At 75.6% G+C, this 12,163-nt stretch carries 10 protein-coding genes; 7 read left to right on the top strand and 3 right to left on the bottom strand.

Translation table 11 applies throughout. The annotated features are described in order from the left end of the window. Positions 1-44: 44 nt before the first annotated feature. Positions 45-665, bottom strand: coding sequence for a helix-turn-helix domain-containing protein (locus AB0N04_RS29985; RefSeq protein WP_360223135.1), 621 nt, complete (start codon positions 663-665; stop codon positions 45-47). A 70-nt stretch (positions 666-735) separates the two neighbouring features. On the opposite strand from AB0N04_RS29985, the gene AB0N04_RS29980 reads away from it, so the two are divergent. The 4 genes from AB0N04_RS29980 to AB0N04_RS29965 all read left to right on the top strand — a co-directional run bounded on the left by AB0N04_RS29980 (position 736) and on the right by AB0N04_RS29965 (position 5,530). After that, positions 736-1,629 carry an NADP-dependent oxidoreductase gene (locus tag AB0N04_RS29980; RefSeq protein ID WP_360223138.1) on the top strand — a complete coding sequence of 298 codons (894 nt, stop codon included), beginning with the start codon at positions 736-738 and terminating at the stop codon, positions 1,627-1,629. A 475-nt stretch (positions 1,630-2,104) separates the two neighbouring features. Continuing rightward, positions 2,105-3,622: an MFS transporter gene (locus AB0N04_RS29975; protein WP_360223014.1), complete on the top strand. Its 1,518-nt coding sequence runs from the start codon at positions 2,105-2,107 to the stop codon at positions 3,620-3,622. 118 nt (positions 3,623-3,740) lie between these two features. Next, a complete protein-coding gene (locus tag AB0N04_RS29970; protein WP_360223017.1) occupies positions 3,741-4,139 on the top strand; it encodes a DUF4440 domain-containing protein in 399 nt (132 codons plus the stop codon). Positions 4,140-4,495: 356 nt separating this feature from the next. After that, complete coding sequence (locus tag AB0N04_RS29965; RefSeq protein WP_360223020.1) at positions 4,496-5,530, top strand: hypothetical protein; 1,035 nt, start codon at positions 4,496-4,498, stop codon at positions 5,528-5,530. Positions 5,531-5,605: 75 nt separating this feature from the next. Here AB0N04_RS29965 and AB0N04_RS29960 read toward each other — a convergent pair whose 3' ends face one another. Continuing rightward, a complete protein-coding gene (locus AB0N04_RS29960; RefSeq protein ID WP_360223023.1) occupies positions 5,606-6,265 on the bottom strand; it encodes a TetR family transcriptional regulator in 660 nt (219 codons plus the stop codon). A gap of 58 nt (positions 6,266-6,323) precedes the next feature. On the opposite strand from AB0N04_RS29960, the gene AB0N04_RS29955 reads away from it, so the two are divergent. After that, entirely contained in the window at positions 6,324-7,193 is an 870-nt protein-coding gene (locus AB0N04_RS29955) for an SDR family NAD(P)-dependent oxidoreductase (protein ID WP_360223026.1), read from the top strand. Positions 7,194-7,315: 122 nt separating this feature from the next. Here the strand turns inward: AB0N04_RS29955 and AB0N04_RS29950 are convergent, their stop codons facing one another. After that, positions 7,316-9,550 carry an MMPL family transporter gene (locus AB0N04_RS29950; protein WP_360223029.1) on the bottom strand — a complete coding sequence of 745 codons (2,235 nt, stop codon included), beginning with the start codon at positions 9,548-9,550 and terminating at the stop codon, positions 7,316-7,318. A gap of 428 nt (positions 9,551-9,978) precedes the next feature. Between AB0N04_RS29950 and AB0N04_RS29945 the strand changes: the two genes are divergently transcribed. Together AB0N04_RS29945 and AB0N04_RS29940 are read left to right on the top strand one after the other, a co-directional pair. Continuing rightward, positions 9,979-11,226 carry a sensor histidine kinase gene (locus AB0N04_RS29945; RefSeq protein WP_360223032.1) on the top strand — a complete coding sequence of 416 codons (1,248 nt, stop codon included), beginning with the start codon at positions 9,979-9,981 and terminating at the stop codon, positions 11,224-11,226. Between the two features lie 29 nt (positions 11,227-11,255). Then, positions 11,256-11,957, top strand: coding sequence for a response regulator transcription factor (locus AB0N04_RS29940; RefSeq protein ID WP_360223035.1), 702 nt, complete (start codon positions 11,256-11,258; stop codon positions 11,955-11,957). The last annotated feature ends 206 nt before the right edge of the window (positions 11,958-12,163 follow it).

Here is a 12,163-nt window from a genome sequence, read left to right as displayed (position 1 = left end):
GTCGACCCACCGGCCCACTGCTCCCCGCCGGACGGCGTCCGGACTCAGCTGCCGGTGGCAGTGCCTGCGGCCGGGGTGCCGGCCGGTGCTGCGGCCGGGGCTGCGGCGCCCCAGGCGGCCCCGATCATCCGGAAGACCTCGTCCACCGCCTCCTGCGGATCGTCGGCCTCCCGGGCCAGCCCGTAGGCGTCGACCGCGAACCTCGCGAGCGCCCGGCAGGCCGTCGCGCTCCGCGGCTGCCCGGGATCGGCGGCGACGGCCGCGGCCAGCGCCTCCGCGTGGCGCAGCATCATCGAGTCCTCGTAGGCGCGCAGGGCCGGTGACGCCTCGACCATCCGCCGGATCGGCGCGGAGCCGTCGGCCGTGCAGTGCCGCACCAGCGCCAGGACCTCGCGGCGCAGCGCGGGGACGAGCGGCTCGTCGGGCGTCCGGTCGGTGACCGCCCGGACGAGCCCCTGCTCGAACTCCTGGTCCTGCTGGAAGACCAGCGCCTCCTTCGAGGCGAAGTGGGCGAAGACCGTGGTCACCGCCACGTCGGCCTCGGCGGCCACGTCACGGATGCCCACCGCGTCGTAGCCGCGCTCCAGGAAGAGTCGCCGGGCGGTGTCGGCGATCTTCCGCCGGGTCTCGGCCTTCTTGCGCTCGCGGCGTCCGGGGGGCAGCATGCGCCGACCCTACCAGCTAGGAATTCCTAACCGTTGCGAAACCCTAACCGTTAGCCCTACGGTGGCGGGCATGAGGAAAGTGAACTTCGCCGAGTTCGGCGGACCGGACGTCCTGCGCCTCGTGGACGCCGAGGAGCCCCACCCGGGCCCGGGCCGGATACGCATCGCCGTACGGGCCGCGGGCGTCAACCCCGTCGACTGGCGGATCCGTGAGGGCCAGGCCCTGAAGGCCCACCCGATCGCGCTCCCGTCCGGAGTCGGGCTGGACGCCGCCGGGGTGGTGGACGAGGTCGGGGCGGGCGTCGAGGGGGTCGCGGTCGGCGACCGCGTGTTCGGCGAGGGGTCGAGCACCTACGCCGAGTTCGCGGTGCTGTCGGCCTGGGCCCGGATGCCCGACGGGCTGGGCTTCGCGGAGGCCGCCGGGTACCCGTCCGTGGTGGAGACCGCACTGCGCGTCCTCCGCGAGGTCGGAGTGCGGCCTGGGCAGACCCTGCTGGTCAGCGGCGCGGCCGGGGGCGTCGGATCGGCGGTGCTGCAGATCGCCCGCGACCGCGGCATCGCGGTGATCGGCACGGCCGGAGCCGCGAACCAGGACTACCTGCGGAGCCTCGGGGCCACCGCGACGACGTACGGCGGGGGCTGGGTCGAGCGCGTACGGCGGCTCGGCCGCGTCGACGCCGCGCTCGACCTGGCCGGCTCGGGCGTCATCCGCGAGCTCGTCGAGCTCACCGGGGATCCGCGCAGGGTCGTCTCGATCGCCGATCTCGGCGCACCCGAGCACGGCGTCCGGTTCTCCGGCACGGCCGGCAGCGTGCCCGCCGCGCTCGCCGAAGCCGTCCGCCTGATCGCCCGGGGAGCACTCCACATCCCCGTCGAGAAGTCCTATCCGCTCGCCGACGCCGCGGCGGCGCACGTCGACAGCCAGGCCGGCCACACCCGCGGGCGCCGCGTCCTGATCGTCTGAGGGCCCGGCGACGCGGGCCTGGCGCCCCGGCGCCCCTGGCGCCGGGGCGCCAGGGGCGCCAGCTGCACAAGCACCCCACGATCGCCTACCGCCCGCTGACCGACGCCCCGCCGGTGCCGCTGCTCCTCGCCTGGCGCCGGGGCGTCCCGACCCACCCGGCGATCCCGGACCTGGTCCGGCTGACCCGGGACCTGCTGGCCGGCGGCTGACCCGCGCCCGGCGACGGGCGGCCCTCCGGCCAGCCGGGCGACCGGGTCGGGCGACGGGCGGCCCTCCGGCCAGGGCGGCCGACCGGCCCGGCGTCGGGCGGCCGAGGACGGCCCTCCCCCATGGACCGGACGGGGACTGCCCGGGCGCGTCGGAACGCCTCCGCCGGGGTCGGGGCGGTGGCGGTGCGTACGGTCGACGGCACCGCCACCCGCACGCAGGCCGGCGGATCCGTGCGCCCCGTCGAAGCATGAGGAGACCGGCAGCCGTGCAACGCAAGTGGTGGACGCTGATCGCCGTCTCGGTCGCGACGTTCATGCTCCTGCTCGACATCACCGTGGTCAACGTCGCCCTGCCGTCCATCCGCGAGGACCTGAACGCGAGCTTCACCGACCTGCAGTGGGTGTTCGACGCCTACGCCCTGTCGCTGGCGACCCTGGTGCTGACGGCCGGTTCGCTGGCCGACCGGCTCGGGCGGCGCCGCGCCTTCGCCGCCGGGCTGGTGGTCTTCTCCGGAGCCTCGCTGCTCTGCGCGCTGGCCCCGAACCCGACCTTCCTCAACGTCGCGCGGGCCGTGCAGGGGGTCGGTGGCGCGGTGATGTTCGCGGTCTCGCTGGCCCTGGTCGCGCAGGAGTTCCCGCCGGGCCGCGAGCGCGGGACGGCGATGGGCGTCTACGGCGCGACGATCGGGGTGGCGGTCGCCGTCGGACCGCTCATCGGCGGGGCGCTCACCAGCTCGCTCGGCTGGGAGTGGATCTTCTACCTCAACGTGCCGATCGGGGTGGCCGCCCTGGCCGTCACCTACCTGAAGCTGGCGGAGAGCCGCGACCCCAACGCGACCAGGATCGACTGGGCGGGGGTCGCGGCCTTCAGCAGCGGACTGTTCCTGCTCGTCCTCGCGCTGGTGCGCGGCAACGCCGAAGGCTGGGGCAGCGCGCTGATCGTCGGACTGTTCGTCGGCGCGGCCGTCCTGCTGGCCGTGTTCGTGGTGATCGAGCGCCGGGTCCCGGAGCCGATGCTGCCGCTCGGGCTGTTCCGCCGGCACGCGTTCACCGGGGTGCAGCTGGCCGCGTTCGCCGTCTCCAGCTCGCTGTTCGCCCTCTTCCTCTACCTGACGCTCTACCTGCAGGACTACCTCGGGCTCTCGCCGTTCGCGGCGGGCGTGCGCTACCTGCCGATCACCGTGCTCAGCTTCCTGGTGGCGCCGCTGGCCGGGGTGCTGCTCTCCCGGGTGCCGGCCCGGCTGATGCTCTTCGTCGGCCTCGTCGCGGTCGGCGCGGGCCTGCTGCTGATGGGCGACATCCAGCCCACCGACACCTGGACCGGGCTGCTGCCCGGCTTCCTGGTCGGCGGCGCGGGCGTCGGCCTGATCAACCCGGTGATCGCCGACGTCGCGGTGAGCGTGGTGCCCAAGGAGCGCAGCGGCATGGCGGCCGGCATCAACGACACCTTCCGGCAGGTCGGCATCGCGGTCGGCATCGCCGTCTGGGGGGCGATCTTCGTCGGGCGGGGTTCGCACCGGATCCGCGAGCTGACGGCGGGCTCGCCGACCGCGGAGGGGGCCCGTCCGCGCGAACTCATCGAGGCCGCCTCCTCCGGCAGCCTCCAGCAGGCGCTCACCGCCCTCCCCGAGCCGGCCCGGGCGGCCGCGACCGCCGCCGCCCGCACCGGTTTCCTCGACGGCCTCAACCTGGTGCTGATGCTCGGCGGGGTGGTCAGCCTGGTGGGCGCGGTGCTCGCCCTCTGGCTGGTCCGGGAGAGCGAGATCGACCGCCAGGAGGCGTAGGGCCTGCCCCGGGCCCGTACCCGCTTCCGGAGCGAAGTCGGGGCCGGGACCGGCCGGGGCGTCCGGCCGGTCCGGGGGCGCAGGACGGGCCAGGACGGCGGGTGTTACCGTCGAGGCCATGTCCAAGGGTGAGATCGACGCGGTGACGGCCGAGTTCTTCGGCGCCTTCGACAACCGGGGAGGCAAGGCCCCCGACGTCGCGCGGATCCGCCGGCTGGTGCTGCCGGAGGGCGTGATCTTCCGTACCGGGCCGGAGCTGACGGTCTACTCGGTGGAGCAGTTCATCGCGCCGCGCGAGGTGCTGCTGACGGGCGGCCGGCTGGTCGAGTTCTCCGAGTGGGAGACCTCCGAGCGGACGGACGTCGCGGGGGACATCGCCTCGCGCTTCTGCGAGTACCGCAAGTCCGGGGTCCTCGACGGCGCACCGTACGAGGGCACCGGCAGCAAGGCGATCCAGTTCGTCAGGACCCCCGGGGGCTGGCGGATCGCGGCGATCTCCTGGCACGACCACTCCTGACGGAGCGCCAGGGACCGGACGGCCCTGCACCGTGTCGGTGACGGACCCTACCGTGGACCCCGGCGCGTCCGGATCAGGCCCGAGACCGCCGGCCACCTGCGGAGGACGGATGGACTTCTTCGGCACGCACCTCTCCGATGCACACCTCTTCGACGATGCACACCTCTCGGAGGATGCGCCCGGCACGGGGGCGGCCGGCACCGGGACGGCGGACTGGGAGCCGTGGCTCGCCTACGCGCGGCGACTGTCGGACGCCGGCGACCCGCGCGGCGCGGCGATCCGGCTGGAGCACCGCTGCGGGAGCACGGGGCGGCACGGACCAGGACCGGGAGCAACTCGCCGCCGCCTACCGGGAGGTGGAGCGGCGGCTGGGGCTGGGCGCGCTGCGGGAGGACGGCTCCTGGCGCTTCACCTGGAGCCGCGGCTTCCTCGACGAGGCGTGCTTCCGGCTCGCCGGGGACACCCGCGCGCAGCGGGGGGAGCTGGTGGGGCGCCTCCGCTCGGAGTGCCCGGCCCCGGCCGCCGGTCCGGAGGGCCCCGACCCGGCCGACCCCGAGCAGTGGGAGGGCGCCCTGATCGGCGCGCTGCTCGCCCACCCCGCCGCGCGCCGGCTGCGGGTCCTGGAGCTGCACCTCACCGACTACCACCGTTCCGCGGAGCCGGCCGCGCGCGCCGTCGCCGCACGCCCGTTCCCGCGGCTGGAGCACCTGTACTTCGGTTACGGGTTCGAGTTCCTGTACGAGGACGGCACGGCCTCGACGGGGCGTCGGCTCGATCCGCTGGAGCACCACGACCGGGGCCTCGTGCAGACCGCGATGTGGGGCTCGCTCCCGGCCCTGCGCACCCTGGAGCTCGAGGGCGCCTTCCTGTTCCACTCGGTGGACCACGACGGTCTGACCCGGCTGCGGGTCCGCGGCCCGGCCGTCTCGGACGGCTCCGTCTTCGCCCTCGGCCGCCTTCCCGAACTGGCTTCCCTGGAAGTCGACTTCGGCTGCGACGTGTTCGGAGTCGGCTGCCCGGTGGAGCAGCTCGACGAGCTCGCGGCGGCGCCGTACCCCGCGCTCAGGCACCTCGACCTCGGCAGGGTGGAGTTCGACGCCCCGTCCGTCGAGGTCCTGTCGGCGCTCGCCGACTCCCCGGTCCTCGCCGGGCTGGAGTCCCTGGCCCTCCGGGAGCTGGCCGTCGGCGGGAGTGACGACCTGGAGGACCCGCGGGCCGCGCTCGCCGAGCTGGCGCCCCGCTTCGCCCACCTGACCCTGCGCGTCGACGGCCCGATAGCCGTCGAGGGCACGGCCGAGGACGTCGACCGTCTGCTCGCCCGGTTCGGCCTGTGCCGGGGCGCGGCCGCCGAGGACCGGGGCTCAGCACCCGGCACCGGGCGCACGGCGTGACCGGCGGGATCGGGTGGCCGGTGGGCCCGGACGGGAGGCCCTGGACCACGCTCCGACCCGGATCGGCCCGGGCGTTCAGCCGGACCGCACCAGCCCGGTGACGGTGGCGGTCAGGATGCGGGCGAGCCGGGGCTCGACCTCGACCACGGCGTGGGCCAGCCGGGGGTCGCTGCGGTAGAGGGCGGCGACCTCCGCGCCCGGGTTGGCGATCTGCCACAGCGCCCCGGCCAGGGAGACGGCGGTGGCAACCAGGTCGACCACGTCCTGCTCGTCCAGGCCGGGCAGCTGCTCGCGGACGGCTTCGGTGATCGGCCCGCGGGCGGCGAGCGTGGCGAGCTTGAACGCGCGCACCGCGTCGAGCGAGACGTTGCGTTCGAGGTTGAGGGGGGCGTGCGCAAGCAGGTCGCAGAACATGCCGCGGGCCGCGAGGGTGGCGGCGAACGCCCGGGCCACGGCCGCCGGGCCCGGGTCGGTGGTCTCCCTCAGCCGCGCGGACAGGGCGTCGGACCACTCCTGCCAGCCCTCCGCGGTCAGCCGCAGGTAGATCTCCTCGCGGGTCTCGAAGTACCGCAGCAGCGCGGACTTGTGCATGCCCACGGCGGCGGCGATGTCCGTCAGGGTGACGTCCCTGATGCCGCGCTCCCGGCCGAGCGACCGGGCCGCCTCCAGGATCGCGGCCTCGCGCCGGCGCTTGGCCTCGGGCGAGCGGGCCCGCTGAAACTCCGATGTCTCCACCCATCCATGTTAGCGCAACGGCGTTGCACTATTAACGCAACAGTGTTTTACTAACGGCATGGAACAGACCTGGTTCATCACCGGCTCCTCCCGCGGCTTCGGCCGCACCCTCGTCCGCGCCGCCCTGGAGGCCGGCGACCGGGTGGCCGCGACCGCCCGCCGGCCCGAGCAACTGGCCGACCTCGCCGAAGAGTTCGGCGACCGGATCCTCCCGCTCGCGCTGGACGTCACCGACCCGGAAGCCGCCCGCACGGCACTCACCGAGGCACACCGCCGCTTCGGCCGGATCGACGTCCTGGTGAACAACGCCGGCTACGCCAACGTCTCGCCGATCGAGACCACCGAGGACGCCGACTTCCGCGCCCAGTTCGAGACGAACTTCTGGGGCGTCTACCACGTCACCAAGGCCGCGATCCCGCTGCTGCGCGAGCAGAAGGGCGGGCTGGTCATGCAGTTCTCGTCGATGGGCGGGCGGGTCGGCGGCTCCCCCGGCATCGCGTCCTACCAGGCCGCCAAGTTCGCCATCGACGGGTTCAGCCGCGTCCTGCGCGCCGAGACGGCGCCCTTCGGCGTGAAGGTGCTGGTCGTCGAACCCAGCGGGTTCCGCACCGACTGGGCCGGCTCCTCGATGGTCGTCCACGACATCCCGGAGGCCTACGCGCAGACGGTGGGCGCGGTCAACCAGCGCCTGCGGCAGAGCGGCGACGGCGCCGCCGGCGACCCCGTCCGCGCCGCCGGGATCCTCGTCCGGATGGCCAAGCGGAACGACGTCCCCCACCACCTGCCGCTCGGGGTCAACGCGGCCGAGGGCTCCATCGCCATGGACCGCCGACTCCTGGAGGAGGACACGAAGTGGCGCGAGGTCGCCCGCTCGGCCGACTTCGCCGAGGCCTACCCCGCGCCGTTCCCCGCCGACTCACCGCACTGACCGCGCGTCCCCGCACCGCCCCGCACCGCCCCGAGCCTGCCGACCGGGGGCAGCGGGACGCACGGGGACGCGCAGCGCGGAACGCCCGGGCCGGGGCCCGGGCGTTCCGCGTCGAGAGTTCCTCACATGTGTGACCAGGAGCGGGAGTCGGCGTACGAGTGGTCACTCCGCTCGTCGGCCGACGGCTCCGAGGGCGTCCAGGCGGGCGCAGCCGCGGCGGGCCGGGGGCGGACCGGCCACCAGACCGCCCGGCCGAGCAGGGCCGCGACGGCGGGCACCAGCAGCAGGGAGAGCACCAGCGCCGAGAGCATGATGCCGAGCGCCATCGCGAAGGCGATCTGCTCGCTGCCCGGCGTCGTGGCGAGGGTGGCGAACGAGCCGGCCAGCACCAGGCCGGCGGTCGCGATGGCCGGGGTCGTGTGCCGGACGGCGCGGGCGACGGCGGCGCGCGCCGGACCGGGCCGCTGCATCTCCTCCCGGATCCGGTCGGTGATCAGGATGTTGTAGTCGGTGCCCAGCGCCACGACGAACAGGAACAGCACCAGCGGGAGGGTGAAGCTGACCCCCGGCCTGCCCAGGGAGTGCTGGAACAGCAGCGTGGCGGCGCCGAGGGTCGCGGCGAAGCCGAGCCCGACGGCGAGCATCAGGACGACCGGTGCGAGCAGGCTGCGCAGGAGCAGCAGCAGGATCAGTGCGATCAGTGCGGCCGCCACCGGGAACACGATCCTCAGGTCGTGGTCGACGGCCGTCGCGACGTCGGCGAAGATCGCCGCCGTCCCGCCCACGTGGGCCCGGGTCCCGGCCGGCGTGTGCCGGGCCACGGCGTCCCGGACCGGTCCGGAGGCGAGCTCGCGGGCCTGCGGGCTCTGCGGGTCCACGGTCGGGTAGACGTCGATCCTGGCGGCACGGTGGTCCTGGTTCAGGACGGTCGGTGCGACCTGGCCCACCCCCTCGACCCGGGTGAGCGCCCGGGAGAGCTCGTCGAGCCGGGCCGTGGTGAGGAGCGCGCCGTCGGTGGCGGCGACGTAGACGCTCGTCGGGTCCGACACGCCGGCGGGCAGGGCACGGGAGATCTCCGTCGCGGTGGCCGCGGCAGGGGTCCCGGACCCGGAGTCGCCCCGGCCGTAGTCCATCCGGATGCCGATCAGGCCGGCGGCGAGCGCGCCCAGCAGTGCCAGGGAGGCGGTGAGCACCGTCAGCGGCCGGCGCGCGACCAGCAGGCCGAAGCGACCGGCGCGGCCGGCGGCCGGCACCCGCTGCAGCGACCGGGAGGGCCAGAACATCCGGCGCCCGGCGGCCGCGAGCAGCGCCGGCATCAGGGTCAGGCTGCCGAGCAGCATCACCAGCACCGCCGCGGCGATCGCGGGGCCCAGGGAGCGGAACTGCCCGAAGCTGGCCAGGCCCAGGGTGGCGAACGCGGCCACGATGGTCAGCGCCGCAGAGGTGATCGCGCCGCCCACCCGGCCGGCGACCTGCGCGGCCGCCTCCCGGGCCGGCTGCTCGGGCCGGGCCCGCAGGTGCTCGCGGAAGCGGAACAGCAGGAACAGCAGGTAGTCGATGCCGATGCCGAGCAGGACGACGCTGATCAGCGACGGGGTGCTCGCGTCGAGCTTGCGTCCGGTGAGCAGCGCCAGGCCGGCGACCGCTCCCCCCGCCACACCGCCGATGACGGCCACCGCGAGCAGCGGCAGCAGGGCCGCCAGCACGCTGCGGAACACCAGCACGTTGAGCACGACGATCAGCACCGTGACCAGGATGCCGCCGACCTTGGCCGCCGTCCCGTGCGCGTCGGCGCCGTCGACGACCTCGGCGAGGCTCCCGGTGAACCCGGTGCGCAGGCCGGCTTCGGCGAACTGCGTCCGGGCCGAGTCCCGGAAGCTGCGGAACACCCCCTGGACGCCCTCGTCGGCGGCGTTGCCGACCAGCTCCACGGAGAGCAGCTCGAAGCTCCGGTCGGGAGCCACCATCGCCGGGGCGACCCGGGGCGTCTGGGAGCGGTCGGGGACGAGGAACTGCGGCCGGTCGTCCACCCTGGGCATGACGACCCGGCGCTGGGCGAGCTTCGCCGCCTCGGCCTTCACCCGCTCCTCGTCGGCGGCCCCGAGGGCCTTGCCGTCCGCCCGGGCGACCAGCACGGTGACCGTGGTGGCGTCCGGGTCGACCCCGAACTGCTCCTCGGCGATCCGCAGCGCGGCGGCCGAGTCGTAGCTGCGGGGCAGGAAGTCCCCGGTCTGGCTCTCGGTCACCCGGGCCATCAGCGACGGGGCGAGGCCGGCCAGGGCGAAGCCCAGCACCGCCCACAGGGCGATGACCTTCCACGGGTGTCTGGTCGAGAATCGGGTCAGGGCGCGGATCACGTGCTGTCCTCCGACGGACGGGCTGTCACGGGGCTCGGGTCCGTCTGCCGACCCGCGTCCACGGGGCGACGGGGGTTCGGGGACGGACCCTCGGACCGGGGGCTCCCGGCCGGACTCCAGACCATCACCCGGACCGGCCCGTCGGCGTCCTGGCGACGGAGGATCCGGGGAGGGGTCCTGGGTCCTGCCGCGGTCGGGGACCCAGGACCCTGGTCCTGGTCGCGGTCCCGGTCGCCGCCGTCCGCCCGGCCCCGCCGCAGCCCGGGCGCAGTCCCCGGCGCGGCCCCGGAGGCCGTCCCGGTGCTGGTCAGCGGCCCTGTCCCGGCCACCGGGCGAGGGGCCCGGTTCCGGGGCCGCCGGTGCCGCCCCCACCTCGGCTGTGACACGCTGGCCCGGAGGCGGAGAAGCCGGACACAGGGAGAACCACCATGCACAGGCGCCGACACACCGGGCCCGACGGCGCCCGGCCACGGCCGGACGCCGGGGGCGCCGAGCCCCCGCTGACCCGCAACGACGCCCTGGTGGCCGGCGGGGCCTGCGCGCTGAACCTGCTCAGCTACGTCTTCTTCGCCCCGCCCGGCAGCGGCTCGTCCGCCGACGGCGGGCCCGACGTCAGCGTGGCCGGGTTCCTGCTCGTCGGGCTGGCCGCGGCGCCGCTGCTCGCCCGGCGCCGCCACCCGGTCACGGCGCTGGCCGCCGCACTGGCGCTCGACGCGGCCGCCGCCCTGACGCTGCCGCTGCCCAGCCACTTCGGCGCCGTCCTGGTGGTCGCGCTGTTCACGGTCGCCAGGTCCTGCCCCGGCCCGGTGACGGCGGTCGCGGTCGTGGCGACGGTGGCGGTGACGCTGCTGAGCCAGTCGGCCGGCCACGTCCCGTCCTGGCAGAACGCCGTGTCGGCGCCGCTGTCCGCCGGGATCGTCGCCGGCGCCGCGCTGGTGGTCAACCGCTGGCAGCGGGAGGTGGAGGCCAACCGGCGGCTGCTGGCCGACCGGGCGGTGGCCGAGGAACGGCGCCGCATCGCCCGGGAGTTGCACGACATCGTGGCCCATCACATCACCACCATGCAGCTGATGGCCGGCGGCGCCCGGGCCAACCTCGGCACACCGGAGGTGGCCCGGGAGGCACTCGTCACCCTGGAGTCCTCCGGGCGGCTCGCCCTGCGCGAGATGCGTCAGCTCCTCGACGTGCTGCGGGCCGGCGACGAGCCGGAGGACCAGGACGCGCCGGCGCAGCCGCAGCCGGGCGTCGAGGACCTCGACCGGCTGGTCGCCGACTCCCGACGGGCCGGTCTGCCGACCGAGTTCAGCGTCCACGGGCCCCGGCGCCCGCTGCCGCCGACCGCCGCCCTGACGGTGTTCCGGATCACCCAGGAGGCGCTCACCAACGCCCACAAGCACGCCGGCACCGCCCGTACCAGCGTGCGGCTGACGTACCGCCGGGACGGCGTCACCGTCGAGGTGCGGGACGACGGCGCGGGCGCCGGACCGCAGGAGCAGCCGTCACGGCCGAGGGGCGGCTACGGCCTGGTCGGCATGCGCGAGCGCGTCGCCCTGCACGGCGGCACCCTGACGGCGGGCCCGCAGGCCGACGGCGGGTTCGCCGTGGTGGCCGAGCTGCCGCTGGCCGCGGAGGAGAGCGCCGAGGCCGCCGTCCAGCACGAGCAGGTGGCCCGGTGACCGGGGCAGGGGCGGGAGCGGCGCCGGGGGTGCCGAGGATCAGGGTGCTGATCGCGGACGACCAGCCGCTGGTCCGCCGCGGCCTGTCGCTGATCCTCTCCCCCGACCCGGCGCTCGAGGTGGTGGGCGAGGCGCAGGACGGCGCGCAGGCCGTGGAACTCGCCCGCCGGCTGCGCCCCGACGTCGTGGTGATGGACATCCGGATGCCCGTGCTCGACGGGATCGGCGCGAGCCGGGAGCTCGCCGCGACCGTGCCCGACTGCAAGGTCCTGGCCCTCAGCACCTTCGACATGGACGAGTACGTGGTGGGCGCCCTGCGCGCCGGGGCCTGCGGCTTCCTCCCCAAGGACAGCTCCCCGGAGGACCTGAGCGCGGCGATCCGCACCGTGCACGCGGGCGAGGCCGTCGTCGCGCCGCGCCTGCTCAGCCGGCTGATCTCCACCTACGTGCGCACCCCGCACGACGCCCCGCCGCCGCGCGGCGCCGACCTGGCCGAGCTGACGCCGCGGGAGGTCGAGGTGTGGCGGCTGATGGCCACCGGGCTCGACAACGCCGGCATCGCCGGGAGCCTGGACCTCAGCGTCTCCACGGTGAAGAACCACATCACCGGTGTCTTCGGCAAGCTCGGCGTCCGGGACCGCGCCCAAGCGGTCATCGCGGCCTACGAGTCGGGTCTGGTGTCCGCCCGGACGGCCGCCGCCGGACCGCCCGCCGGGGGAGCCTCCGGGTAGCCCGGACCCTGCCCGGCCACGGCCCCGGACACCGCACGGCCACGGCCCGGCGGGCGGCCCCGGTGGCGCTCGTGACGGGTGCACGCCGAGATCCTGACGGTTGATCAGAATCCCTGTTCGCCAAGGTCGGTGGCGGGGGACCGGCGGGGGGGTGCGGGGCGACCCCGGCGCCCCGCGCCCGCGCGCGGGGCCCGCGGGGGGCGCCC

The sequence above is a fragment of the Kitasatospora sp. NPDC051702 genome, assembly GCF_040681575.1.
Taxonomy (GTDB): domain Bacteria; phylum Actinomycetota; class Actinomycetes; order Streptomycetales; family Streptomycetaceae; genus Kitasatospora.
Note: the sequence above shows the minus strand (reverse complement) of the source record. Positions and strands in the feature narration are given on the sequence as shown.